The sequence below is a fragment of the Xanthomonas sp. LF02-5 genome, assembly GCF_034105325.1.
Classification (GTDB): domain Bacteria; phylum Pseudomonadota; class Gammaproteobacteria; order Xanthomonadales; family Xanthomonadaceae; genus Xanthomonas_A; species Xanthomonas_A sontii.
The window spans coordinates 801,305-826,247 of the sequence record NZ_JAXGGF010000001.1; the positions used below are offsets into that span (position 1 = coordinate 801,305).

A 24,943-nucleotide genomic window follows, 5' to 3' on the forward strand; every position below is an offset into this window, starting at 1 on the left:
CGGCCGGGGCCGGCGCACGTGGCGTCATGGGGTCAGGAACTGCGGATCGAGCGCGGCCTCGACCGCGGCGGCGAAGGCGGGTAGCGGGCAGTCGTAGGCGGCGTCGGCGCGGCTGCACTGCGGGATGAACACGGGCGACTCCAGTGGCGGCGCCTGCAGCGTCAGCGCGCGGCGTTCGCGCAGTTGCGCCAGGCTCTGCGCGGTGTAGCGCAGGCGGATCACCCGTTCGCCGTCGGCGCGGCGCCAGCGCTCGAACACCAGCGCGCCGCCGGGCACGGTCTGGTCGGGCTGGTAGCCGGGCAGTTGCCAGTGCAGGTCGAGCATGCCGGCCAGCAGGGTCAAGGTGCCGTCGTGGCCGGACAGCACCAACAGCCGCGCCGCGCCGCCGATCGGTTCGGCCCGCGTGGCCTGGCCGCTGCCGTCCAGCAGCGTCGCCAGCAGCCGCGCGGCCAGCGGCGAGGCGGCCATGCGCGCCACCGCCGGCGCGCGCAGGCGCAGCGCGAACTCGGCCTGGTGCGGGGCGAAGGCGCGCAGCAGGCTGGCCTCGTCGACGCCGCGCCAGCCCAGCGCGGCGAAGTCCTGGCCGTCGGCCCAGGCCATCAGCAGGCTTTCGCTGAGGCCGGAAGCAGTCGAGGCCGGGCCTTCGATGCCGGGGATCGCGTCGTCGGCATCGCCCAGCCGCGCCGGTACCGCATCCAGGCGCAGCTTGCCGCTGCCGGCGTCGGCCGGGCAGGGCCGTTGCGCGCACTGCAGCAGCAGTTGTTGCAGGCTGTCGATGGCATCGGCCTGGGCCGCGTTCCAGGCCTGCGCGTCGCCGCCGATGCGGCCGGCGATGGCCGCACGCATCTGCGCCACCACGGCGGGAGTGCGCAGGGCGGGCGCGCCGTCGAACAGCGGATCGGAGGCATCGTCGGCGACGCTGTGCACCGGATTGGCGCAGCCCGGGGTCAGCGTGCTGGCCAGCGCCTGCGCCGAGGCGAGGGTGCGTTGGGTGCGGTTGGCCCAGTAGTACGCGGCCGCGCAGCCGTCGCCGGCGAACAGCCCCAGCGGCGCATAGCGGGCGCGGTAGTAGGTGCCGAACAAGCGTTCCAGCGCCGCGCCGTTCGCGGTGAGATACCCGGCGGGCACCGCGAAGCGCGGCCAGGGGCGTGCCGAATAGCGCTCCAGTTGCTCCGCGCTGGACATCGCCGCACGCACGCCGTGGCGCTTGAGGATGACGACTTTTTCCAGCGTGTCCGTCGCGGCCGCTTGCGCACGTGCGGCGGTGCAGGCCAGTGGCGCGAAGGCGAACAGGACGAGGGTGGCGAGGCGCGGCAGCGATGGCATCGGCAAGCTCCAGGCAGAGGCGGTACGCCGCGCGCGGCGGCGGGCGGCGCACGGTGCGATGGCCGGCGCCCGCGGCGATGCAGGCCGCGGGGCGGGCGGGCTGCCGCGCGTGGGCGGCAGCGCGGCGGATCAGAAACGTGCGCGCAAGCCCACCGACCAGGTGCGGCCGTAGTCGGTGTAGCCGCCAAACAGGCGGTCGCCGACGTACTGGCGCTGCACGGCGCCGGTGAGATTGATCGCGTTGACGAACACCGACAGGGTGTCGTTGACCTTCCAGGCCACGTTCGCGTCGAGGCTGCCGAACTTGTCGCTGTTGAGCGTGGCGACGTTGGCGGTGCCGACCGCGTTGACGATGTCGTCGCTCCAGCCATAGCTCACCCGCGCCATCAGCGGTCCCTTCTCGTAGAACAGCACCGCGTTGTAGGTGTTCTTGGCCACGCCTTCAAGGCTGTCGGTGAAGGTGCGGCTGCCGTCGCGATAGGTGGCCTCGCTGTCGGTCCAGGTGTAGTTGAGCTGCATGCCCAGTCCGTCCAGCGGCGCCGGCAGGCCGGCGAAGACCTGCTGGTAGGCCACTTCCACGCCCTTGACGCTGGCCTGGCTGCCGTTGGTCTTGGACGAGAGCAGGTAGGTCTGGCCCTGGTACTGCAGGTTCGACATCTGGGTCTGGATGAAGCGCGAGATGTCCTTGTAGAACACGCCGCCGGTCAGCGCCGAGGTGCCGTCGATGTACCACTCGAAGGTCAGGTCGTACTGCCAGGCCTCGAACGGACGCAGCGACGGATTGCCGCCGCTGGCGGTGAGGATCTCGCCGCTGGAATTGAAGGTGAGCTTGGACGACAGGTCGGTGAGGTCGGGACGGGTGATGACCTTGGCCGCGGAACTGCGCAGCACCATGTCCTCGCGCACGTCCCAGGCGGCGTTGAACGAGGGCAGCGCATTGCTGTAGCTGCGTTCGAAGTGCACCGGCTGCGCGCTGCCGTTGACGTCGGCGTGGCCGTCGGTGGTCTGCTCGGTGCGCACCAGGCGCACGCCGAGGTTGCCGCGCAGCGCGCGGCCGGCCAGGTCGCCGCCGAAGTCGGCCATCGCATAGGCCGAGCCGATCTTCTCCTTCACCTCGTAGGAGTTCTGCAGGTCGGCGCTGTTCGGCGTGTTGACCAGGTCCGCGGCGGTCGGCCAGGTGCCGAAGAAGCGCGATTCGATCGGCGCCAGCCACTGCCGCGGCAGGTTGCCGTTGGCGTCGGTCAGCATGTCGTCCACCGGCAGCGCGGTGAAGTTGCCGGCCGGGAAGCGCACCCCGGCGATGCTGGTCAGCAGCAGGTCGGCGCGATCGTAGGTGCGCGAGCGCTGCCGGTACTTGGCGCCGAACTTGAGCTCGCGAAAGAAGCCGTCGCCGAGCGCGCGTTTGGCGTCGAGCTGCAGCGCGTCCTCCTTGTCGCGCGCATCGATCTCGCGCCACTCCAGGCGGCGCCCGGCCACGCTGGCCGGGTTGGTCGGGTCGAAGCCGTTGGTGAAGCGCCAGTCGGGCACGTCGTCGCCATCGGCCTGCGGCATGTCCACGCGCATCGACAGGGTGGTGCCGCTGCGCAGGCGCGTGCGCCGGATCGGATCGGAGTCGTAGCTGTGCGCCTGCGAGTGGAACGCCACCGCGCCCAGCGTCCACGCATCGCCGCTCCAGGTGCTGGACAGGCGCGCGCTGCGGTTGTCGTCGGTGATGCCGGAGGTCTCGCGCGAGATCTGCACCTGGCCGTTGCGGTAGTCGAAGCCGGCGACGCCGCCATGCGCCACGCGCAGGTTGCTGAGCTTGGCCAGGCTGTCGAAGCCCACGCCCAGGCTGTATTCGTCGTAGTGCACGGTCTGCTTGGCGTAGAGCAGGTCCAGGTTGGTTTCCCAGGCCGCGCTCGGTTTCCACTGCAGCGAGGCGGCGATGCCGGTGCGTTCGCGCTGCTCCAGTTCCAACGTCGGGCGCAGGCCGGTGGGGACGTAGTTGGCGCCAGGCACGCCCGGCACGCCGTTGCGGTAGTAGTCCCAGCTCACTTCGTTGACCCGGTCCTGGCGCAGGCTGCGCTGCGCGTAGGCGCCGGACAGCAGCAGGCCGAAGGTGCCGTCGGCGTTGACCCAGTTGAACAGGCCGGACACGCGCGGGTCGTTGGCGTGGGTGCGCTGCGCCTGGCTCGACTCCAGCGACACGTTGGTAAGCGTTTTACCCAGTTCCAGCGGGCGGAACGTGCGCACGTTGACGATGCCGCCGATCGCGCCTTCGTCCAGGTCGGCGGTGGGGCTCTTGATCACTTCCAGGCCGGCGACCAGTTCCGCCGGCAGGGTGTCGTAGCGGAACTGGCGGCCGGTCTGGCCGGAGGTGCGCACGTTCTCGTTGACCGCCATGGTCTGGCCGTTGAGCGTGGTCACCTGGAAGTTGGGCCCCAGGCCGCGCACGCGCACGTACACGCCTTCGCCGCGGTCGCGCACGATCGACACGCCGGGCACGCGCTGCAGCGCTTCGGCCACGTTCTGCGCCGGCAGCTTGCCGATGTCCTCGGCGGCGATCACGTCGACCACGCTGTCGGCGTAGCGCTTCTCGCGCAGCGCGGCGCTGAGGCTGCCGGCGTAGCTGCCGAGCACCTGGATGCTGTCCAGTTGCTTGACCGGCGCATCCGCGGTCGCTGTCGGTACCGGCGTCGCTGTGGCCGCCATCGCCGCCGGTGCAGTGGCCGCTGTTTCCGCCGGCGCGCTCGCTGCCTCGATCGTTACCGTGGTCGGGGTGAGGAAACGGTAGCGCAGGCCGGTGCCGTCGAGCAGTTGCTGCAGCGCCTGTTCTGGCGCCGCGCCAGCGCGGCTGCCATGGGTCTGCGGGTTGCCGGTGCTGCCGGCGGCATAGACGAACTGCAGGCCGGTCTGCCGCGACAGCGCATTGAGCGCGCGCGCCAGCGGCTGCGCGGGAATCGCCTCGACCGCGATGGGCGCGGTCTGCGCACCGGCGGTGCCGGCGTGCAGGGCGAGGGCGATGGAAAGGAACAGGGTGCGGCGCATCGTCGGGTCCTGTGAGAGCGGGGGTGGTGTGGTGCGCGCGGCATCGCCCATGGGCGTTTGCTTGCGCTGTCCCCGGACTACGAGGCGCGACGACGAAGATCGGGCACCGTTTTTCGATGAATTTTCTGTGACACGTGCGTGGGGGTGCTGGCTTCGCGTGCGCGCACGGATGCGTGCGTGCACGATGCATGTGACGCGCTGATGGCGTGCCGGCCGTCTGGTTTGAAGGATGCGTGCGTCGCGCAGTGCGCGCGACGCAGTTGCCGCGCTACTGCAGGCGCGCCTGTGTCGGCGTGCGGCTGCGCACGTGGATGCCGTCGGCGCTGGTGCGCACCTGCAATGTCGGTTGCGCATCCAGGAAGGCGCGCAACGCGGCGACGTCGTCGCCACGCAGGTTGCCGGTCAGTCGCATCGCCCCGGCGTCGGCGTCGTCGATCAGCAGACGGGTGCGGTTGAGCCGGTTGAAATCCTCGGCGACATTGGCCAGCGGTTCGTCGCGGAACACGATGCGGTGTTGCCACCACGCGTGCATCGCCGCGACGTCCTCGTTGCCCAGTTCGACCCGGCCATCGGCGGTGTCGATGCGCGCGCTCTGGCCGGCGCCGAGATCGGCCAGCATGGGCTGTTGCGGCCGATCCTGGCGCCACACGTGCACGCGCCCGGCCGAGACCTCGATGCGCGCCTGGTCGGGGTGCAGGGCGATGTCGAAGGTGGTGCCGATATCTTCCACGCGCAGGCCCCCGGCCTGCACCTGCAGCGGGCGCCGGTCGGCGGCGACCACGAAACTGGCCTGGCCCTGCAGCAACTGCAGTTTTCGGCTCCAGGGCGTCAGCGTGGCGCGTAAGCGGGTCTGCGCATTGAGCCGCACCGTGCTGCCGTCGGCCAGTTGCACGCTGCGTTGTTCGCCGAGCGCGGTGCGGTAGGTCTGGCTGCGCGGCCAGGCCCAGCCGACCAGCACCGCCACCGCGCACACCGCGCACACCGCGGCGGCCGCGGCCAGACGCCAGCGCGGCGCGGCGTGGGCGCGCGCCGCACGCGTTGGCGCTGCCGCTGTCGCGCGCCGCGGCACGGGCAGGGCGATGACGTTGCCGCTCGCCGCGCCATCGGCGGTGTCGTCGCTGGCGAGCAAGGCGTCCACGTCCAGGTCCATGCCGCGCAGCGCCTCGCCGAGTTCGCCGGCCACGCGCTGCATGGCCAGATACTCGCGCAGATGCTGCGGCGAGGCGGTCAGCCAGTCCAGCAACTGCTGTTCCTGTTTCGCGTCCAGCGGCTGCATGCGTTGCACCGCATGCCAGTGCGCGGCATCGGCGATGGCACTGCGCGAAGAGAACGTACTGTCGTTCACCAGCGGTCTCCGCTGTCGGCCAGCGCGCGGCGGCAGGCTGACAGCCCGCGCACCACATGTTTCTTGACCATGTGCGGCGACACGCCCATGCGTTCGGCGATCTGCTTGTAGCTCAGCCCGTCGCGGTACTGCATCACCAGCACCGCGCGGGTGCGCGCGGGCAGCTCGGCGAGCAGGGCCTGCAGGTGCTGCTGGCGCTGCCGCCGGTGTGCGCTGTCTTCCACGTCGTCTCCCGCCGCCAGCAATTGCGAGAACTGCTCCATCTCGTCGATGCGCAGCGGCGCCTGGCGGCGACGCGCGGCCTGTTCGCGCGCCAGGTTCTGCGCGACGGTGTACAGATAGGCTTCGGGATTGGCGATGGCCTCGCCCTGCTGCCGATGCGCGCGCAGCAGCCGCAGATAGGTTTCCTGCACCATGTCCTCGGCGTCTTCGCGTGCGCCACGGCGCACGAAGAAGCCGCGCAGCACCGGGCCGTGTTCCGCGAACATGCGCGCCCATGCGCGTTTGGGGTGAGCCGCCACCGAGCCTGCCTTGTCCCTGGGGTGCGGGGCAGGCTAGAAGCTGCAGATGACGGTTCGGTGACGTGGGGGCGATGCGTGCGGAGCAAGGCGGTGTTCGCCACTTCCTGCGGGAGTCGCCTGTCATGCAGCCGCGACGCGCGACGTGGTGTGCGTTCCGATGGCGCAATGCGTCGGGACTGAAGTCCCTCCCACAGTGCGCACGGCGGGCTCGCCGCCGCTCCTGCGAAGGCAAGGTGGATGCATCCCGCCGCGACCGCTAATGCGAATCGCTCGCCACCGCGTCGCCGCTGCCGCCCACCAGGAAATCCAGGTCGGCGCCCAGGTGCGCCTGTTGCACGTGCTCCACGTAGAGCTTGCTCCAGCCGCGCGTCGGCGCCGGCGGCGGGGTCCATTCGCTGCGCCGGCGCAGCAGTTCCTCGTCGCTGACTTCCAGGTGCAACGCGCGGCCGGGGACGTCGAGTTCGATGATGTCGCCGTCGCGCACCAGTGCCAGGGTGCCGCCGGCGGCGGCCTCCGGCGAGGCGTGCAGCACCACGGTGCCGTAGGCGGTGCCGCTCATGCGCGCATCGGAGATGCGCACCATGTCGGTGATGCCGGCGCGCAGCAGCTTCGGCGGCAACGGCATGTTGCCGACCTCGGCCATGCCCGGGTAGCCGCGCGGGCCGCAGTGCTTGAGCACCATGATGCAGTCGGCGTCGATGTCCAGCGCCTCGTCGTCGATGCGCGCCTTGAAGTCCTCGATGCTCTCGAACACCACCGCGCGCCCGCGGTGCCGCAACAGGTGCGGCGAGGCGGCCGACGGCTTGATTACCGCACCGTCCGGCGCCAGGTTGCCGCGCAACACGGCGATGCCGGCCTCCGCGCGCACCGGCGCGTCCAGCGGGTGGATCACCTCGCGGTTCCAGCACGGCGCCTGCGCTACGTTCTCGCCCAGGCTGCGACCGTTGACGGTGCGCGCGTCCAGCGCCAGTTCGCTGCCGAGTTCGCGCATCACCGCCGGCAGCCCGCCGGCATAGTAGAAGTCTTCCATCAGGTACTGGCCGGACGGTTTGAGGTTCACCAGGCACGGCAGCCGCGAGCCGAGCCGGTCCCAGTCGTCCAACTGCAGCGGCACGCCCACGCGGCCGGCCAGGGCGAGCAGGTGCAGCACCGCGTTGGTGGAGCCGCCGATCGCCGCATTGACCTTGATCGCATTGGCGAAGGCGTCGGCGGTGAGGATCTGCGACATGCGCAGATCCTCTTCCACCATCTGCACGATGCGCCGCCCGCTGAGCCGCGCCAGCCGCGCGCGGCGCGCGTCCACTGCCGGGATCGCCGCGTTCTCCGGCAGCGACATGCCCAGCGCCTCGACCATGCTGGCCATGGTCGAGGCGGTGCCCATGGTCATGCAGCTGCCCTTGGAGCGCTGCATGCAGGCCTCGGCCTCGACGAAGTCGTCCTGGCTCAGGGTGCCGGCGCGGACCATCTCCGACATCTCGATCACGCCGGTGCCCGAGCCCAGCGGCTGCCCGCGCCAGTTGCCCGACAGCGACGGCCCGCCGGACACGCCGATGGTCGGCAGGTCCACGCTGGCCGCGCCCATCAGCAAGGACGGGGTGGTCTTGTCGCAGCCCATCAGCAGCACCACGCCGTCCAGCGGATTGGCGCGGATCGATTCCTCCACGTCCATGCTGGCGAGGTTGCGGAACAGCATCGCGGTGGGGCGCATCTGCGTCTCGCCCAGCGACATCACCGGGAACTCCAGCGGGAACCCGCCGGCCTCGTAGACGCCGCGTTTGACGTGTTCGGCCAGTTCGCGCAGGTGGCCGTTGCACGGGGTCAGTTCCGACCAGGTGTTGCAGATGCCGATCACCGGACGGCCATCGAACATGTCGTGCGGATGGCCGGCGCTCTTGAGCCAGCTGCGGTAGTAGAAGCCCTGCTTGCCTTCGCGCCCGAACCACGCCTGGCTGCGGCGCGGCGGTTTGCTGGGTGAGCCCATGTCGGCGGATTCCTCGAGTCCAGGACGCCGGGATCCGCCTTGTGCGCAAGCCGCCCCCGGATGCTTTACGCCGGGGATGCTAGCGGGCATATTGATACGTGAAAAATAGCAAATATCTCCGAATGGATATTTGTTTTCATATATCGAAATCCTATCCACCTAGAGCGAAACGGCATGGACAACTCGGCAAGCGCAGCGCCTTCCTCCCTCGGCAACGCAACCTATGGCAGCCTGCACGGGCGCCGCGTCTTCATCACCGGCGGCGGTTCCGGCATCGGTGCCGCGCTGGTCGAGGCCTTCGCCGCGCAGGGCGCGCAGGTGGCCTTCGTCGACGTCGCGGCCGAGGCCAGCGCCGCGCTGGCCGAGCGGCTGGCCGCGGCCGGCCTGACCGCGCCGTGGTGGCGTCGCTGCGACGTCACCGACGTGGCCGCGCTGCAGGCGGCGATCGGCGAGGCGGCGGCCGAGCTGGGCGACTTCCACGTGCTGCTCAACAACGTCGGCAGCGACGACCGCCACGCGCTCGACGCGGTGACCCCGGAGTACTGGGATCGCTGCGTGTCGATCAACCAGCGCGCGGCGTTCTTCGCCATCCAGGCAGTGGTGCCGGGCATGCAGCGGCTGGGCGGCGGTTCCATCGTCAACCTCGGCTCCACCGGCTGGCAGAGCAAGACCGGCGGCTACCCGGTGTACGCCACCGCCAAGTCCTCGGTGAACGGCCTGACCCGCGGCCTGGCCCGCGACCTGGGCGCGGCGCGGATCCGCATCAACGTGCTGACCCCGGGCTGGGTGATGACCGAACGCCAGGTCACCCTGTGGCTGGACGAGGCCGGCGAGCGCGAACTGGCGCGCAACCAGTGCCTGCCGGACAAGGTGATGCCCGAGGACATCGCGCGCATGGCGCTGTTCCTGGCCTCGGACGAGGCGCGCGCGATCACCGCGCAGGAGTTCGTGGTGGACGGCGGCTGGACCTGAGCGCGGTCGCGCGGCTGGGCGTCGCGGGGGCACCGGTTCGGGCAGGGCAACAGCGGAGGCGGTATCCGGCTTCGCTCGTCGGGGCTGAAGCCCCTCCCACAAACAGCCGGGCGCTGCTGCTGGGCGGCGCGTTGTGGGAGGGACTTCAGTCCCGACGCGATCAGCCGTCCGCAGGCAGCGACGGCGGGGTCGCCGTCACGGCGACGCCGTAGACCGTCGCCGCCGCCTCCTGCAGCGCCTGCAGCACGATCCGCGCGCCGGGCGACAGCAGCCAGTCGCGGCGGGTGATCAGGCCGAAGGCGTCCATGCGGCAGGACAGCGCCACCGGCACGATCGCCACGCTGCCGTGGTCGGCGAAATGCCGGGCCACGTCCTCCGGTACCACCGCCAGCGCGTCGCCATGCCGCAGCAACTGCGGCAGCACCACCAGCGCCGAGGTCTCGATCACCCGCTTGGGCGCCTCCAGCCCGGCGTTCTGGAACATCAGTTCGAAGCGGTGGCGCAACACGCTGCCGTCCGGCGGCACGATCCAAGGTGCCTCGGCCAGCACCGCCAGCGTCGGCGCCGGCGCCGCCAGCAGCGGATGGCCGGGGCGGGCGATGGCGCAGACCTTTTCCTCGGCCAGTGCCTGGTAGTGCAGGTGGCGCTTGTCGTGCCGCGCGAACAGCCGCGCCACCACGATGTCCAGTTTGTTCTGCGCCAGTTGCTCCAGCAGCACGTCGCTGCCGTCCACGCGCAGGCTCACCCGCAGCAGCGGATGCTGCGCGCCGACCTGGGCCAGCGCCGACGGCAGCAGGCTCATCGCCGGGCCGGCGATCGCGCCGACGCCGACGCTGCCGGCATAGCCGGCCTTCAGCGCCTCGATCTCGGCGCCGGCCTCGCCGAGGCTGGCCAGGGCGATGCGCGCGTGGCGGATCATCGCCTCGCCGTACCAGGTGGCGCGCATGCCGCGCGGCAGGCGCTCGAACAGCGGCACCGCCAGCATGTCCTCCAGGTCCTTGAGCAGCTTGGAGGCGGCCGGCTGCGACATGTTCAAGGTCTCGGCGGCGCGGTGGATGTTGCCTTCCTCCTCGATCGCCAGCAGCAGCATCAATTGCCGGGTCTTCAGGCGGGCGCGGACAAACCAGGGCGGGGCGGCGGGCATGGCGCTCAGAGTGATATGAATGTTCGTATACGTTAAGCCAAAACCGATATTTGTTGCATATAGGTCGTCCGGCCAGAATAGGTCGGGCGCATCGCGCCGCGCGTGTCCCGCGCCGCCCGCTGCGCGTCCGCATTCCGACAGGCGACCGATGCATGCGATTGATCCAGTTGCTCGATGACGCCGGTGCGCCCGGCGTCGGTGTGGTGGAAGACGACGGCCGCCAGGTGCGGCTGCTGCGCGAGGTGGCGTCCACCTATGCGCTGGCCAACGCGGCGCTGGCCGCCGGCAACAGCCTGGAGGCGCAGGCGCAGCAGCTGCGCGGCGAGCGCGTGCTCGACTACGCCGCGCTGCTGGCCGCCGGCCGGGTGCTGCCGCCGCTGACCCATCCGGACCCGGCGCATTGCCGCGTCACCGGCACCGGCCTGACCCACCTGGGCAGCGCCGCCACCCGCGATGCCATGCACCAGAACCTGCAGCAGCAGGCGGCACAGGGCACGCTCACCGATTCGATGAAGATATTCCAGCTCGGCGTGGACGGCGGCATCCCCCGCGACGGCCAGCCCGGCGCGCAGCCGGAATGGTTCTACAAGGGCGACGGCAGCACTCTGGTCGCGCCGGGCGCGCCGCTGCCGTCGCCGGACTTCGCCCTGGATGGCGGCGAGGAGCCGGAACTGGTCGGGCTCTACGTCATCGGCGCCGACGGTGTGCCGTACCGGCTCGGCTTCGCGCTGGGCAACGAGTTCTCCGACCACGTCACCGAGCGCCAGAACTACCTGTACCTGGCCCATTCCAAGCTGCGCGCCTGCGCGGTCGGCCCGGAACTGCGCTGCGGCGCGCTGCCGCGCGACCTGCGCGGCCACAGCCGCATCCGCCGCGGCGATGCGGTGATCTGGGAGAAGCCCTTCGTCACCGGCGAGGCCAACATGTGCCATTCGCTGGCCAATCTCGAATACCACCATTTCAAGTACGCCGCGCACCGCGTGCCCGGCGACGTGCACCTGCATTTCTTCGGTACCGCCACGCTGAGTTTTGCCGATGGCGTGCAGGCGCAGCCCGGCGACCGCTTCGAGATCGAACTGGCCGAGTTCGGCGCGGCGCTGGTCAATCCCTTGCAGCGCGTCGACAGCGGATTCGCCCTGGGCGGCGTGCGCGCGCTGTAGAACCGCACGGAGGTAGGCATGACCCGACGTTTCCAGAGCTACATCGACGGCCGCTGGGTGGCCGGCGACGACCTCGCCCCCGACGAGAATCCATCCGACCTGTCGGCACCGGTCGGCGAGGCCGGCAGCCTCGACGCGGCCACGGTACGCGAGGCGATCGCCGCGGCCAACGCGGCGCAGTCGGCGTGGGCCGCGAGCACCCCGCAGCAGCGCGCCGACGCGCTGGACGCGGTCGGCAGCGAGATCCTGGCGCGCAAGCAGGAACTGGGCGCGCTGCTGGCCTCGGAAGAGGGCAAGACCCTGCCGGAGAGCATCGGCGAGGCGGCGCGCGCCGGGCAGATCTTCAAGTTCTTCGCCGGCGAGGCGCTGCGCATTCCCGGCGAGACGCTGGCCTCCACCCGGCCCGGGGTCAACGTCGAGATCACCCGCGAGCCGGTCGGCACGGTCGGCATCATCGCGCCGTGGAATTTTCCGCTGGCGATCCCGGCGTGGAAGATCGCGCCGGCGCTGGCCTACGGCAACACCGTGGTGTTCAAGCCGGCGGAGATCGTGCCCGGCTGCGCCTGGGCGCTGGCCGAGATCCTCAGCCGCGCCGGCCTGCCCGACGGCGCGTTCAACCTGGTGCTCGGCAGCGGCAGCACGGTCGGCCAGGCGCTGGTCGGCGAGCGCGGCATCGATGCGCTGAGCTTCACCGGCTCGGTGCCCACCGGCAACCGGCTGCTCAAGCAGGCCGCCGAGCGCGGGCTGAAGATCCAGTTGGAGATGGGCGGCAAGAATCCGCTGGTGGTGCTGGCCGATGCCGACCTGGACCTGGCGGCGGAGATCGCGGTCAACGGCGCCTACTTCTCCACCGGCCAGCGCTGCACCGCGTCGAGCCGGCTGATCGTCGAACGCGCGGTGCACGACGACTTCGTCGCGCGGGTGCGCACGCGCCTGGCCGCACTGAAGATCGGCCATGCGATGGAGCCGGGCGTGGACATCGGGCCGGTCGCCAGCGCCAGCCAGTTCGAACAGGACCGCGACTACCTGCGCATCGCCCGCGAGGAAGGCGCCGAACTGCTCTACGGCGGCGAGGCGCTGGAGTGCGCGCACCGCGGCTACTACCTGCGCCCGGCGCTGGTGGCCGCGCAGCCGCAGCACCGCATCGCCCGCGAGGAGGTGTTCGGCCCGGTCGCCGCGGTGCTGGTGGCCGACGACTACGAACACGCGCTGGCCCTGGCCAACGACACCGAGTTCGGCCTGTGCGCCGGCATCGCCACGCGCTCGCTGAAGCACGCCACGCATTTCAAGCGGCACGCGCAGGCGGGCATGGTGATGGTCAACCTGCCCACTGCCGGCGTCGACCCGCACGTGCCGTTCGGCGGACGCAAGGCCTCCAGCTACGGCCCGCGCGAGCAGGGCCGCTATGCGGTGGAGTTCTACACCACGGTCAAGACGGCTTACACATCCGCACCATGAACTGATCGAATCAGTGCACGCCGGCCTGGGAGGGTGGGCGGCGCGTCGCGGCCTCCGGGCCCGTCCGCCGCCAGCGTGCCATCAACGAGGAGGGGCTATGCACAAGCACACGTCGGGAATGCGGGCGCTGGGAATCGCGGCACTGCTGGGGATGGCGCTGGCCGCCTGTTCCGGCGGCGGCAAGGACGCTGGCAAGGCGCCCGGGCAACTCACCGTCGGTTTCAGCCAGGTCGGCGCCGAGAGCGAATGGCGCACCGCCAACACCGCTTCGATCAAGCAGGCCGTGGCCGATGCCGGCATGACGCTGAAGTTCTCCGACGCGCAGCAGAAGCAGGAGAACCAGATCAAGGCGCTGCGCTCGTTCATCGCCCAGCGCGTGGACGTGATCGCGTTTTCGCCGGTGGTGGAGTCGGGCTGGGAGACGGTGCTGCGCGAGGCCAAGGCCGCGAAGATCCCGGTGGTGCTGACCGACCGCGCGGTGAAGGTGTCCGACGACAGCCTGTACGTGACCCTGATCGGTTCGGATTTCGTCGAGGAAGGGCGCAAGGCGGCGCGCTGGCTGGTCGAGCGCTCGCCGCTGAAGGACGGCGACAAGCCGGTGCGCATCGTCGAACTGCAGGGCACCGTCGGCTCGGCGCCGGCGATCGATCGCATGAAGGGCTTCAAGGAGATCCTGGCGGCGCATCCGCGCTTCCAGATCGTGCGCTCGCAAAGCGGCGATTTCACCCGCGCCAAGGGCAAGGAAGTGATGGAGGCGTTCCTGAAGTCGGAGGGACGCAACATCGACGTGCTCTACGCGCATAACGACGACATGGCGATCGGCGCGATCCAGGCGATCGAGGAAGCCGGGCTGAAGCCGGGCAAGGACATCCTGGTGATCTCGGTGGACGGGGTGAAGGGCGCGTTCGAGGCGATGCAGGCCGGCAAGCTCAACGTCACCGTCGAATGCAATCCGCTGCTGGGCCCGCAACTGGTGCAGGCCATCCGCGACCTCAAGGCCGGCAAGCCGCTGCCCAAGCGCATCGTGGTGGAGGAGTCGGTGTACACCCAGGACCAGGCCGCGGCCGAACTGCCCAAGCGCAAGTACTGAGGCCGCGCGCATGCATCCGCTGGCGCTGGAGGCGCAGGGACTGAGCAAGGCCTACGCCGGCGTGGCCGCGCTGGAGGACGTGGCGCTGCGCCTGCGCGGCGGCGAGATCCACGCGTTGATGGGCCAGAACGGCGCCGGCAAGTCGACCCTGATCAAGCTGCTCACCGGCGTGACCGCCGCCGACGCCGGGCGTATCGCGCTGGACGGCGCGGTGGTGGCGCCGGCGTCGCCGCAGCAGGCGCAACGGCTCGGCATCAGCACCGTGTACCAGGAAGTGAACCTGTGCCCGAACCTGTCGGTGGCCGAGAACCTGTTCGCCGGCCGCTACCCGCTACGCGGCTGGCTGCGGCGCATCGACTGGCGCCGGGTCGAGCGCGAGGCCGAGGCCGGCCTGCAGCGTTTGGGCATCGCCATCGACGTGCGGCGCGCGCTGGGCAGCTATCCGGTGGCGGTGCAGCAGATGGTGGCCATCGCCCGCGCGGTCGGCGTGTCGGCGCGGGTGCTGATCCTCGACGAACCCACCTCCAGCCTCGACGAAGGCGAGGTGGCCGAACTGTTCCGGGTGATGCGCGCGCTGCGCGATGGCGGCATGGCGATCCTGTTCGTCACCCACTTCCTGGACCAGGTGTACGCGGTGGCCGACCGCATCAGCGTGCTGCGCAACGGCCGCCTGGTCGGTGAGTACACACCGGCGGAATTGCCGGCGCCGCAACTGGTCGCGGCGATGGTCGGGCGCGCGCTCGACCCAGCCAGCGCCGCGGCCGCCGCGGTGCGCGCGGCCGCGCCCGAGGACGCTGCGCCGCTGCTGCAGGCGCAGGGTCTGGGCCGGCGCGGCCAGTTGCAGCCGGTCGACCTGCAACTGCGCCAAGGCCAGGTGCTGGGCCTGGCCGGCCTGCTCGGCGCCGGCCGCACCGAACTGGCGCGGTTGCTGTTCGGGCTGGACCGTGCCGATCGCGGCCGCGTGGCGATCGACGGCCGCGACGTGGCGCTGCGCGGCCCACCCGACGCGATCGCCCACGGCCTGGCGCTGTGTCCGGAAGAACGCAAGACCGAGGGCATCGTCGCCGAACTGTCGGTGCGCGAGAACATCGTGCTGGCGCTGCAGGCGCGCATGGGCCTGCGCCGGTTCCTGGCGCCGGCCGAGCAACTGCGCATCGCGCAGGGCTACGTGGACGTGCTGGGCATCAAGACCGCGAGCCTGGAGACGCCGGTGGGGCTGCTGTCCGGCGGCAACCAGCAGAAGGTGGTGCTGGCGCGCTGGCTGGCGACGCGGCCGCGGCTGCTGATCCTGGACGAACCCACCCGCGGCATCGACATCGCCGCCAAGCAGGAGATCATGACCCGGATCCTGGCCCTGGCCCGCGAGGGCATGGCGGTGCTGTTCATCTCCGCCGAGGTCGCCGAGATCGCGCGCATCGCCGACCGCATCGCGGTGCTGCGCGAACGCCGCCTGGTCGGCGAACTGCCCGGCGGCTGCGGCGAGCGCGCGATCTTCGAGCTGATCGCCGGGAGCGCGGCATGAGCGCCACCGCCACGCCCGACACCACCGCATCGCGCTGGTCGGCGCGGCTGCGCGCGCATCCGTTGTTCTGGCCGCTGGCGACGCTGGCGGTGCTGCTGCTCGGCAACGGCCTATTCGACCCCGGCTTCCTGAGCCTGCAATGGCGCGACGGTCACCTCTACGGCAACCTGGTCGACATCGGCAACCGTGCCGCGCCGCTGGCGCTGGTGGCGATGGGCATGACCCTGGTGATCGCGGTGCGCGGCCTGGACATCTCGGTCGGCGCGGTGGTAGCGATCGCCGCGACGGTGGCGGCATGGATGATCGGCGGCGGCGAGCACAGCCGCTTCCCGCTGTGGGCGGTGCTGCTGGCGCCGCTGCTGGTGGCGGCGCTGTGCGGGCTGTGGAACGGGCTGCTGGTGGTCAAGGTCGGCATGCAGCCGATCATCGCCACGCTGATCCTGATGGTGGCCGGGCGCGGCATCGCGCAGCTGATCGGCGACGGGCAGATCCTCACCATCTACTACCCACCTTATTTCTATCTCGGCAACGGCTTCCTGCTCGGCCTGCCGTTCGCCTTGTTCGTGGTCGCGGCGGTGTTCGCGGCCTTGCAACTGCTGCTGGGGCGCACTGCGCTGGGGCTGTTCGTGCGCGCCATCGGCCACAACCCGCGCGCGGCGCGGGTGGCGGGCGTGCGCGCGCGGCAGATCGCGGTGCTGCTGTACGTGTTCTGCGCGTTCAGCGCCGGCCTGGCCGGGTTGCTGATCAGTTCCAACGTCAAGAGCGCCGACGCCAACAACGCCGGGCAATTGATGGAACTGGACGCGATCCTCGCGGTCACCCTCGGCGGCACGCTGCTCGATGGCGGCCGCTTCAGCCTGGCCGGCAGCGTGATCGGCGCGCTGATCATCCAGACCCTGACCGCGACCATCTACGCCTTCGGCGTGCCGGCGCAGGTCACCATGCTGATCAAGGCGCTGCTGGTGTTCGCGGTGATGCTGCTGCAATCGCCGCGCTTCCGCGCCAACCTGCGCGGCTGGATCCGGCGGCCGCCGCCGCAGGTGCGGCCATGAGCGCGGCGGCTCCGCGCCTGGTTGGGTCCGGCCTGCGCAAGGCGGCGGGCGTGCTGCAGGGCGCGCGCCTGCCGCTGGCGATCACCGTGGCGCTGTTCGTGGCCATGCTCGCGGCCGGCGGGGTGCTCTACGACGGCTTCCTGGCGCCGCAGGTGCTGGCCAATCTGCTGATCGACAACGCCTTCCTGTGCATCGCCGCGGTGGGCATGAGCCTGGTGATCCTCAGCGGCGGCATCGACCTGTCGGTGGGCGCGGTGCTGGCGTTCACCACCGTGCTGTCGGCATCGCTGGTCGAGCGCCATGGCTGGTCGCCGCTGGCGGCGATCCCGCTGGTGCTGCTGCTCGGCAGCGTCTTCGGTGCGTTCATGGGCCTGCTGATCCAGCGCTACCGCCTGCAGCCGTTCGTGGTGACCCTGGCCGGCATGTTCCTGGCGCGCGGCGCCAGTTACCTGATCAGCGTCGATTCGATCCCGATCACCGACCCGCTGTACACCGCGATCGCGCAGGCGCGGCTGCCGCTGGGCGGCGACGCATCGCTGTCGGTCGGTGCGTTGATCGCGCTGGCGACGGTGGCGCTGGGCATGTGGCTGACCCAATGCACCCGTTTCGGCCGCTGTGTGTACGCGCTCGGCGGCAGCGAGGCCTCGGCGCGGCTGATGGGCCTGCCGGTGGAGGCGACCCAGGTGCGCGTCTACGCCTTCAGCGGCTTCTGCTCGGCGCTGGCCGGGGTGGTGTGCACGTTCTACATGCTGTCCGGCTACAGCCTGCATGCGCAGGGCCTGGAGCTGGACGCCATCGCCGCGGTGGTGATCGGCGGCACGCTGCTGGCCGGCGGCAGCGGCTATGTGATCGGTACTCTGTTCGGCGTGCTGATCCTGGGCGCGATCCAGACCCTGATCGTGTTCGACGGCACGCTCAGCTCGTGGTGGACGCGCATCGTGATCGGCGGCCTGTTGCTGCTGTTCTGCCTGTTGCAGCGGTTGCTGACCCGGCGCCTGCCGCAGGGTGCGGCGAGCGAGTGAGCGGCACGGCGGCGTAGAATTCGGCAACCGCAAGCGGAGCGCCGACATGCTGACCATCTGGGGCCGCCACAATTCGAGCAACGTGCGCAAGGTGCTGTGGTGCGCGGAGGAGATTGGCCTGGCCTACACCTCCATCGAGGTCGGCGGCGCGTTCGGCGGCAACGATCAGCCGGCCTATCGCGCGCTCAATCCCAATGGCCTGGTGCCGGCGATCGAGGACGATGGCCTGGCGCTGTGGGAATCCAATGCCATCGTCCGCTACCTGGCCGCGCGCTACGCCCCGGGCACGCTGTACCCGCAGGACCCGGTGCTGCGCGCGCAGGGCGACAAGTGGATGGACTGGACCACCTCGCGCTTCGCCGGCGCCTTCCGCGACCTGTTCTGGGGTGTGCTGCGCACCGCGCCGGAACAGCGCGATGCAGCCAGGATCGCCGCCGCGCTGGCGCAATCGGCCGAGCTGTTGCACACCGCCGACGCCGCACTGTCGCAACAGCCCTGGCTGTCGGGCGAGCACTTCGCCATGGGCGACATCCCGCTGGGCAGCTTCGCCTATGCCTGGTTCGAGATGCCGATCGAACGCCCGGCACTGCCGCACCTGCACGCCTGGTACCAACGTCTGCAGCAGCGCCCGGCCTATCGCAAGGGCGTGATGACGGCGCTGACCTGAGTGCGGCGTTTCCGGCGGGGGACGGTGCCGTCGCGGCGGTTGCCATGCCCGTCAACCGCTCGCTCCCACCTGACGGCAAGGAGCCGCCACCCGTGATCGAACCTCCCAAGATCGTGCTGTGCATTCCCGGCCCATGGCTGGATCGGTCCGAACTGCTCGCGCGCATCGTCCAGGACAGCGGTGGCTACCTGTTCGCCGGGCTGGTGCTGATGCACATGGACAGCGGCCAGGCCTGCGAACTGCAGTACGAACCGCACGACGCGCGCATGGCCGACGCGTTCGCCGCCGCCGGGCCGCACTGGCGCGGCTCCGCGGACATGGCCCGTATCGGGACGCACGCCTCGGTCGTCTACCTGATCGGTGCCGGCGGCTCGCGGGTGCGCGCGGAGGCGATGATGCGCGCGGCCGCGGCGTTGCTGGACGCCGGCGGCCTGGGGGTGAAGGTGGAAAGCAGCGGCGTCGCCCACAGCCCCGCCGACTGGCGGCAACTGTGCGCGGACCTGTCGCTAGGCAGCGCCCATCGCGCCTATGTGCTGAACATCACCGGCGAGCAGGTGCATTCCTGCGGCATGCACCAGTTCGGCATGAAGGACGCGATCGTCGCGGCGCAGGCGGCATCCGACCCGGTCGCCCTGCTGCACACCTTCACCTGCTACCTGTTCAACGAAGCGCCCGACGTGCGCGCCGGCCACACTTTCTCGGTCGCGGCGGACGCGCCGCGCTATCGGCTCCAGGCCGAGCCGAGTACCCAGTTCCGGCCTGGCGACCTGTTCGCCAATCCCTATGGGCTGTGGCGGCTGACGCCGCTCTGACGCCGCGTTGCTTCCTGCATCCGTGTGCGGTGTCGGCGACGCGCCGCCGAACGCGTGCGCGCCTCAGGGTCTCCCGCCCGCCACCGCCGGCAGCGCGTCGCCGCCCGCGCGGCGCATCACCCAGTTGAACAGCGGGGTGGCCATCAGCGTGGAGGTGATGGCCATCAGCACCAGGATCGAGAACAGGCCCTGTTCGATCACCCCGGCCTGCAGGCCGATGTTGATGATGATCAGCTCCATCAGGCCGCGCGCGTTCATCAGTGCGCCGATCGCCATCGCATTGCGGTTGGTCTCGCCGCTGATCCGTGCCGCCGCCCAGCAGGCGATGCCCTTGCCCAGGAACGAGGCCAGCAGCACCGCGCCGGCGGCCAGCAGGATCTGCGGGTCCAGCAGCACGCTCAGCTCGGTCTTGAGCCCGGAGAAGGTGAAGAACATCGGCAGCAGGAACACCACCACGAACGGCTGCAATTGCTCGCGCAGTTTTTCGGTCAGAGCGCCCTTGGGTAGGCAGGCGCCGAGCAGGAAACCGCCGAACACCGCGTGGATGCCGATCGCGTCCATCGCCCAGGCGCTGAGGCAGAACAGCATCAGCACCACCGCCAGCACCCCGGCGCTCAGCGGCTGCTCGGGGCGCACGTGGTCGGCCAGGCGGCGCAGCCAGTGGCGGCCGACCAACAGCATGAACAGCGCGTAGCCCACGCCGCCGCCGATCGCCAGATAGGCGCTGCCCCAGCTGCCGCCGAAGCTGGCCAGCACCAGCGCGAGGATGCACCAGGCCGCGGCGTCGTCGACCGCGCCGGCGGTCAGCGCCAGCGTGCCCAGCGGGCTGCCGGTGAGACCGCGCTCGTGGATGATCCGCGCCAGCATCGGGAACGCGGTGATGGCGATGGCCGCGCCCAGGAACAGCGACGCCTCCAGCAGCTTGGCCTTGGCCGAGAACAGCCCCGGCACGTGCAATAGCCACGGCGCCAGCACGAACGCGAGCACGAACGGCACGGCGATGCCGGCCAGCGACACGCCCATCGCGCTGCGGTAGCGCGTGCGGAAGTGGTCGCCACGGAAATCGGTGCCGACCAGGAACATGTACAGGCCCACGCCGAACTGCGCGGCCACGTACAGCATGTCCAGGGTCGGCTTGGGGAACAGCGCCTGCTGCAGGTCCGGCAACAGCGCGCCGAACAGCGACGGCCCCAGCGCCACGCCGGCGATCATCTCGCCGACCACCTGCGGCTGGCCCAGGCGCCTGGCCAGCAGGCCGACCAGCCGGCACACCAGCAGGATCACCGCCGCCTGCAGGAAGAAATACACCGACATCTGCGGGGTGGTCATGGGCGGCCGTCCTGGAAGTGTCGGCGGATGATAGGAGGCCGTGGCGATGAAATCCATGCGGCCGCGCCGCACATGGTGGGGCGGGGCGCGTTGCGGTATGGTGCCTGGCGCGCGCATGGCGCAGGCCGTACACGCATGCGGGCCGACACCGCAGGACGCACCGGGGAGCGAAGCGATGAGCAAGGGATGGACGCGGCGGCAATGCCTGGGCGCCGCTGCCGCGGGCGCAGTGGCCGGCGTGCTGCCCGGGGCCGCCATCGCGGGCGCCGCCGCTGCCCGTGCGGACGATGCCGACGCGCTGTACCGGCGTGCGTTGGTGCTCGACGCCAACGCCCTGGCCTCGATCGGGCAGGTATTCGATGGCCCGGATGCACCGCAGCTGTTGCAGCAATTGCGCGACTCCGGCGTGTCGGCGCTGAAGACCACGCTGGGCGGTGCGGCCGGCGACTTCGAGACCGCCGTGCAGGACATCGCCGCCGCGCAGGCGCTGGTCGAGCGCTATCCGCAGCATTTCCTCAAGGTGCTGCAGCCGGCCGACCTGCGCCGCGCCAAGCGCGAGGGGCGCGTCGCGCTGATCTTCTCCTTCGAATCGGCAGCGATGCTGGAGGACAAGCCCGCGCGCATCGACCTGTTCCGCCAGCTCGGGGTGCGGGTCATGCAACTGACCTACAACCGCACCACGCCGTTCGGCGTGGGCTGCCTGGACGGCGACACGGGCGGCGTCACCGCGCTCGGCCGCGACGCCATCGCGCGCATGAACCGACTCGGGGTGGCACTGGATCTCAGCCATTGCAACCTGCAGACCACCCGCGACGGCATCGCCCTGTCGCAGCGCCCGCCGGTCATCACCCATGCCGGCTGCGCCGCGGTGTTCGTGCATCCGCGCAACAAGCAGGACGCCGAACTGCGCGCGCTGGCCGACAAGGGCGGGGTGATGGGCGTGTACATGCTGCCGTTCCTGACCGAGGACAGCCGCCAGCCGCAGCTGGCCGACTACATGCGCCACCTGCTGCACGCACTGGACGTGTGCGGCGAGGACCATGTCGGCATCGGCACCGACTCGCTGTTCTTCCCGATCACCGAGCAGGACCGGCGCGCCTTCGAGGAAGACCTGGTGCAGCGCCGTCGCGACGGCATAGGCGCCCCGGGCGAGAACCGTCTGCCCTATCTGCCCGACGCCAACACCCCGCGCAAGCTCGAAGGCGTCGCCGACGCGCTGCTGCGCCAGGGCTACAGTGCCCGGGTCGCCGAAAAGGTGCTGGGAGCGAATTTCGAACGGGTGTTCGGCGAGATCTGGAGTGTGTGACGCTGTGCTGTGCGCAAAGGACCTGCGTGACGCCCCGGTAGGTGGTGCGTTGCACGCGGCGTCGTTCACCGTTCCAGCGGCACCGCGCCGCCCGCATTGACCGGGCCCTCGCACAGGTTCAGACTTGCGGCCACATTTCCACCCGAACGTCCACGCCGCCATGGCCCACGCACCGCTGCTGATATTGCCCAACGCCCTGCGCGTCAGCGCAGGCCGGGTGCGCCTGCCTGAAGGAGTGGTCGACGCCGTGCGCTAACGCCGGCCATCGCCGATCCGCCGCAGACAAGCACCCGATGGGTGCTTTTTTATTGCCTGTTTTTCGCTGTTCCACCGTTCCGACACGCCAAGGAGAACGTGCCATGCACTACGCCGCCGAACCCGAAACCTAGCCGCATGCCCGCCTCGCCAACCGGGGCATGCGGCGTCCCCCGTGTTGGCAATGCGGAGTCTTTCTCATGAACACGAACACCCTTTCCCGCTGGCGCAATCTCGGCATCATCGCCCACATCGACGCCGGCAAGACCACCCTCACCGAACGCCTGTTGTGGGCCGCCGGTGCGATCCATCGTCTGGGCGAAGTCCACGACGGTGCCGCCACCACCGATTTCTCGGACATCGAACGTGCGCGCGGCATCAGCATCGGTGCGGCCGCGGTGCAGGTGCAGTGGGCGCCGGCCGGGCAGCCGGTGCATCGCCTGACCCTGATCGACACCCCCGGACATATCGATTTCGCGATCGAGGTGGAACGCTCGCTGCGCGTGCTCGACGGCGCGGTCGCGGTGTTCTCCGCAGTCGATGGCGTGCAGCCGCAATCCGAAACCGTGTGGCGGCAAGCACGCCGCCACGGCGTGCCGATGCTCGCGTTCGTCAACAAGATGGACCGTGCCGGTGCCTCGTTCGACGGCGTGCTGGCGCAGTTGCGCGGCAAGCTCGACGCGACGGTCTGGCCGGTCGGCGTGCCGGTGCCGGGCGACTCCGGCTTCGACGGCTGGAGCGACCTGGTCGACGGCCGCCTGCTGAGCTGGGACGACGCGGGGCAACTGCACACGCGCGCCTGGAACACCGAGGAGGCGGCCGCGTTCGCGGACGCACGCGAGCAGTTGATCGCCGCGGTGGCCGAGCACGACGAGGCGCTGGCGCAGGCCTATCTCGAGGAACGCGCGATCGACGCCGAGCTGCTGCGCGCCGCCTTGCGCCGGGCCACCCTGGCCGGCGCCGGCGTGCCGGTGCTGGCCGGCTCGGCGTTCAAGCGCAAGGGTATCGAGCCGTTGCTGGACGCGATCGTCGACTGGCTGCCGTCGCCGCTGGACCGCCCGTCGGTCGTCGCCCGCGCCGATGCGGACACCGATGCCGGTGCCGAAGACGGGCACGAGACCTTGCTGGCGCCGGATCCGTCCGGTCCGCTGGCGGCGCTGGTGTTCAAGTTCGCGCATACCGCGCAGGGGCCGCTGGCCTTCGTGCGCGTGTATTCGGGCACCTTGCGCGTCGGCGACACGGTGTGGACGTCGCATGCGCGGCGTCCGCGCCGGGTCGGGCGGCTGGCGGTGGTGCAGGCGCAGCGCACCCACGACGTGGCGCAGGCGCAGGCCGGCGAGATCGTCGCCGTGCTCGGCTGGAAGGACGCGGTCAGCGGCGAGACGCTCAGCGGCGTGCAGGCGCGGTGGGTGCTGGAACGCATCCGCACGCAACCGCCGGTGCTGGCGTGGCGGCTCGGCGCGGCCAACGCGACCGACTTGGTGCGGCTGGGGCAGGGCCTGGCGCGGTTGGCGCAGGAGGATCCGTCCTTCCGCGTCGACAGCGATCCGGAGACCGGCGAAGCGGTGATCTGGGGCATGGGCGAGCTGCACCTGGAGGTGATGGTCGAGCGCTTGCGCAGCGAGTGGCACGTGGACGTGCGCACCGGTGCGCCGCGCGTGGCCTACCAGGAAACGCCGCGCGCGGCCGCGCTGGGCGTGGCGGCACGGCTGTCCAAGCAGAACGGCGGCCAGGGCCAGTTCGCGCAGGTGGTGCTGGATGTGCTGCCGCGCGCGGACGGTGCGGTCACCTTCGTCGACCGCAGCCGCGGCGGGGTGGTGCCGAAGGCCTTCGTCGCCGCCACCGAGAAGGGGGCGCGTGCGGCGCTGGCGCAAGGCCCGCTCGGTCATCCGGTGGTCGGCGTGGAGGTGGTGCTGGTCGACGGCCAGGCGCATGCGGTGGATTCGTCGGACCTGGCGTTCCAGCGCGCGGCTTCGGACGCGGTGAAGGCGGCGCTGGCGCAGGCCGGCACGCTGCTGCTGGAGCCGGTGATGGCGGTGGCGATCGATGCGCCTGCGCACAGCGTCGGCGACGTGCTCGGCGATCTGCAGCGGCGCGAGGGACGCGTCGTGGCGATCGAAGAGCGTGGCTCCCGTGCCGAGGTGGTCGCGCAGGCGCCGCTGGCGCAACTGCAGGCCTATGCCACGGCGTTGCGTTCGCTGACCCAGGGACGCGCATCGGCGAGCATGACCTTCGATGGCTATGCGCCGGTCAAGGCCGCGTGAGCCGGATCGCCTGCTGGCGATGCGGCAGGAGGACGAGGAGCCGGTTCGCCGGCTCCTCTTTTTTTTTGTCCGCGCTTGCGTCGACGCCGCGATCCAGGCTTCATAGCCGGCCCCGATCGCCGGAGCCGCCCATGCATCGCCGTCTTGCCCTGCTGACCTTGTTCGCCCTGTCGCCGGTACTCGCCGCGGCGCAGCCGCCGGGATGCCAGACGCCGTTGCAGGTGGCCGAGGGTCTGTTCCGGGCGCGCGATGTCGATTGGCAGCCGCAGAACCTGGAGAGGCTGCTGACGCCGCCCTTCGCCCAGGCGCTCCAGGCCGACCGGCGCTGCGCCAGGCGCGATGGCAGGTGCCGGCTGGACTTCGCCCCATGGACCGATGCCCAGGACGGGCAACTGCAGGGCGCGCCGAGATTCACTCTGGTCTCCGGTGGTGCGCAGGCCACGGTGGTGGAGGTGCGGATGGATTATCGGCGCACGCTCGGCGGCGCCGGCTCGGTCAAGATCGAACTGCAGCGTCGTGGCAACGGCTGCTGGGCGGTCAGCGACCTGATCGCGCCGGATGGACAATCGCTGTTCGCGCTGCTGGCCGACGCGCAGGATTAGTCGCGCAGCGCGGCACGTCGCATAGGAATTCAGATCCCTTTGTGGAATTGGCGAGGAGTGGCTGCGCTGCGCGGGCCGACCCTCACCC

Annotated in this window: 19 protein-coding genes; 12 read left to right on the forward strand and 7 right to left on the reverse strand. The window is 70.8% G+C overall.

The features are described 5' to 3' along the window. Positions 1-24 precede the first annotated feature (24 nt). The 5 genes from SLW52_RS03660 to SLW52_RS03680 form a co-directional block, all read right to left on the reverse strand. Positions 25-1,326 (reverse strand): histidine-type phosphatase, encoded by a 1,302-nt coding sequence (locus tag SLW52_RS03660; RefSeq protein ID WP_320739400.1) that lies wholly within the window; start codon positions 1,324-1,326, stop codon positions 25-27. Positions 1,327-1,455: 129 nt separating this feature from the next. Further along, positions 1,456-4,353: a TonB-dependent receptor gene (locus tag SLW52_RS03665; RefSeq protein ID WP_320739399.1), complete on the reverse strand. Its 2,898-nt coding sequence runs from the start codon at positions 4,351-4,353 to the stop codon at positions 1,456-1,458. A gap of 268 nt (positions 4,354-4,621) precedes the next feature. After that, positions 4,622-5,629: a FecR domain-containing protein gene (locus SLW52_RS03670; protein ID WP_320739723.1), complete on the reverse strand. Its 1,008-nt coding sequence runs from the start codon at positions 5,627-5,629 to the stop codon at positions 4,622-4,624. Between the two features lie 65 nt (positions 5,630-5,694). Beyond that, entirely contained in the window at positions 5,695-6,219 is a 525-nt protein-coding gene (locus tag SLW52_RS03675; RefSeq protein WP_026143437.1) for a sigma-70 family RNA polymerase sigma factor, read from the reverse strand. Between the two features lie 256 nt (positions 6,220-6,475). Beyond that, complete coding sequence (locus SLW52_RS03680; protein WP_320739398.1) at positions 6,476-8,200, reverse strand: IlvD/Edd family dehydratase; 1,725 nt, start codon at positions 8,198-8,200, stop codon at positions 6,476-6,478. Positions 8,201-8,374: 174 nt separating this feature from the next. On the opposite strand from SLW52_RS03680, the gene SLW52_RS03685 reads away from it, so the two are divergent. Then, positions 8,375-9,172, forward strand: a complete 798-nt coding sequence (locus tag SLW52_RS03685; RefSeq protein WP_320739397.1) for an SDR family oxidoreductase — start codon at positions 8,375-8,377, stop codon at positions 9,170-9,172. A gap of 160 nt (positions 9,173-9,332) precedes the next feature. On the opposite strand, the gene SLW52_RS03690 is transcribed toward SLW52_RS03685, so the two are convergent. After that, a complete protein-coding gene (locus tag SLW52_RS03690) occupies positions 9,333-10,316 on the reverse strand; it encodes a LysR family transcriptional regulator (RefSeq protein WP_152180441.1) in 984 nt (327 codons plus the stop codon). Between the two features lie 152 nt (positions 10,317-10,468). Here SLW52_RS03690 and araD1 point away from each other — a divergent pair, with 152 nt between their 5' ends. From araD1 to SLW52_RS03730, 8 genes are all read left to right on the forward strand, one after another. Next, the gene (gene araD1, locus SLW52_RS03695) at positions 10,469-11,476 is read left to right on the forward strand and encodes an AraD1 family protein (protein WP_320739396.1); all 1,008 of its coding nucleotides are present in this window, start codon (positions 10,469-10,471) and stop codon (positions 11,474-11,476) included. A gap of 18 nt (positions 11,477-11,494) precedes the next feature. Beyond that, positions 11,495-12,934 (forward strand): aldehyde dehydrogenase family protein, encoded by a 1,440-nt coding sequence (locus tag SLW52_RS03700; RefSeq protein WP_295908364.1) that lies wholly within the window; start codon positions 11,495-11,497, stop codon positions 12,932-12,934. Positions 12,935-13,031: 97 nt separating this feature from the next. Further along, the gene (locus SLW52_RS03705; protein ID WP_148829228.1) at positions 13,032-14,024 is read left to right on the forward strand and encodes an ABC transporter substrate-binding protein; all 993 of its coding nucleotides are present in this window, start codon (positions 13,032-13,034) and stop codon (positions 14,022-14,024) included. 10 nt (positions 14,025-14,034) lie between these two features. Next, positions 14,035-15,546 carry a sugar ABC transporter ATP-binding protein gene (locus SLW52_RS03710; RefSeq protein WP_153751271.1) on the forward strand — a complete coding sequence of 504 codons (1,512 nt, stop codon included), beginning with the start codon at positions 14,035-14,037 and terminating at the stop codon, positions 15,544-15,546. Further along, entirely contained in the window at positions 15,543-16,598 is a 1,056-nt protein-coding gene (locus tag SLW52_RS03715; protein WP_320739395.1) for an ABC transporter permease, read from the forward strand. Before SLW52_RS03710 ends, SLW52_RS03715 begins: the two co-directional genes overlap by 4 nt. Further along, positions 16,595-17,620 (forward strand): galactofuranose ABC transporter, permease protein YjfF, encoded by a 1,026-nt coding sequence (yjfF, locus tag SLW52_RS03720; RefSeq protein ID WP_320739393.1) that lies wholly within the window; start codon positions 16,595-16,597, stop codon positions 17,618-17,620. The genes SLW52_RS03715 and yjfF overlap by 4 nt, the downstream gene beginning before the upstream one ends. Before the next feature lie 46 nt (positions 17,621-17,666). Continuing rightward, positions 17,667-18,287, forward strand: coding sequence for a glutathione S-transferase (locus tag SLW52_RS03725; RefSeq protein WP_267099066.1), 621 nt, complete (start codon positions 17,667-17,669; stop codon positions 18,285-18,287). Positions 18,288-18,379: 92 nt separating this feature from the next. Continuing rightward, the gene (locus tag SLW52_RS03730; protein WP_320739392.1) at positions 18,380-19,099 is read left to right on the forward strand and encodes a hypothetical protein; all 720 of its coding nucleotides are present in this window, start codon (positions 18,380-18,382) and stop codon (positions 19,097-19,099) included. A 63-nt stretch (positions 19,100-19,162) separates the two neighbouring features. On the opposite strand, the gene SLW52_RS03735 is transcribed toward SLW52_RS03730, so the two are convergent. Beyond that, positions 19,163-20,428 carry a cation:proton antiporter gene (locus tag SLW52_RS03735; protein ID WP_267099068.1) on the reverse strand — a complete coding sequence of 422 codons (1,266 nt, stop codon included), beginning with the start codon at positions 20,426-20,428 and terminating at the stop codon, positions 19,163-19,165. A gap of 175 nt (positions 20,429-20,603) precedes the next feature. On the opposite strand from SLW52_RS03735, the gene SLW52_RS03740 reads away from it, so the two are divergent. The 3 genes from SLW52_RS03740 to SLW52_RS03750 all read left to right on the forward strand — a co-directional run bounded on the left by SLW52_RS03740 (position 20,604) and on the right by SLW52_RS03750 (position 24,855). Next, positions 20,604-21,734: a membrane dipeptidase gene (locus SLW52_RS03740; RefSeq protein WP_320739391.1), complete on the forward strand. Its 1,131-nt coding sequence runs from the start codon at positions 20,604-20,606 to the stop codon at positions 21,732-21,734. A 455-nt stretch (positions 21,735-22,189) separates the two neighbouring features. Beyond that, positions 22,190-24,253, forward strand: a complete 2,064-nt coding sequence (gene fusA, locus SLW52_RS03745) for an elongation factor G (RefSeq protein ID WP_320739390.1) — start codon at positions 22,190-22,192, stop codon at positions 24,251-24,253. 131 nt (positions 24,254-24,384) lie between these two features. Then, positions 24,385-24,855, forward strand: coding sequence for a hypothetical protein (locus SLW52_RS03750; protein WP_320739389.1), 471 nt, complete (start codon positions 24,385-24,387; stop codon positions 24,853-24,855). The last annotated feature ends 88 nt before the right edge of the window (positions 24,856-24,943 follow it).

Coding starts and splice junctions, on each gene's coding strand:
- SLW52_RS03685 (WP_320739397.1), top strand. CDS start 8,375: ATGGACAACTCGGCAAGCGCAGCGCCTTCCTCCCTCGGCAACGCAACC.
- SLW52_RS03715 (WP_320739395.1), top strand. CDS start 15,543: ATGAGCGCCACCGCCACGCCCGACACCACCGCATCGCGCTGGTCGGCG.
- SLW52_RS03740 (WP_320739391.1), top strand. CDS start 20,604: ATGAGCAAGGGATGGACGCGGCGGCAATGCCTGGGCGCCGCTGCCGCG.
- fusA (WP_320739390.1), top strand. CDS start 22,190: ATGAACACGAACACCCTTTCCCGCTGGCGCAATCTCGGCATCATCGCC.
- SLW52_RS03660 (WP_320739400.1), bottom strand. CDS start 1,326: ATGCCATCGCTGCCGCGCCTCGCCACCCTCGTCCTGTTCGCCTTCGCG.
- SLW52_RS03670 (WP_320739723.1), bottom strand. CDS start 5,629: ATGCAGCCGCTGGACGCGAAACAGGAACAGCAGTTGCTGGACTGGCTG.
- SLW52_RS03705 (WP_148829228.1), top strand. CDS start 13,032: ATGCACAAGCACACGTCGGGAATGCGGGCGCTGGGAATCGCGGCACTG.
- SLW52_RS03710 (WP_153751271.1), top strand. CDS start 14,035: ATGCATCCGCTGGCGCTGGAGGCGCAGGGACTGAGCAAGGCCTACGCC.
- SLW52_RS03735 (WP_267099068.1), bottom strand. CDS start 20,428: ATGACCACCCCGCAGATGTCGGTGTATTTCTTCCTGCAGGCGGCGGTG.
- SLW52_RS03680 (WP_320739398.1), bottom strand. CDS start 8,200: ATGGGCTCACCCAGCAAACCGCCGCGCCGCAGCCAGGCGTGGTTCGGG.
- araD1 (WP_320739396.1), top strand. CDS start 10,469: ATGCGATTGATCCAGTTGCTCGATGACGCCGGTGCGCCCGGCGTCGGT.
- SLW52_RS03750 (WP_320739389.1), top strand. CDS start 24,385: ATGCATCGCCGTCTTGCCCTGCTGACCTTGTTCGCCCTGTCGCCGGTA.
- SLW52_RS03690 (WP_152180441.1), bottom strand. CDS start 10,316: ATGCCCGCCGCCCCGCCCTGGTTTGTCCGCGCCCGCCTGAAGACCCGG.
- SLW52_RS03700 (WP_295908364.1), top strand. CDS start 11,495: ATGACCCGACGTTTCCAGAGCTACATCGACGGCCGCTGGGTGGCCGGC.
- SLW52_RS03725 (WP_267099066.1), top strand. CDS start 17,667: ATGCTGACCATCTGGGGCCGCCACAATTCGAGCAACGTGCGCAAGGTG.
- SLW52_RS03665 (WP_320739399.1), bottom strand. CDS start 4,353: ATGCGCCGCACCCTGTTCCTTTCCATCGCCCTCGCCCTGCACGCCGGC.
- yjfF (WP_320739393.1), top strand. CDS start 16,595: ATGAGCGCGGCGGCTCCGCGCCTGGTTGGGTCCGGCCTGCGCAAGGCG.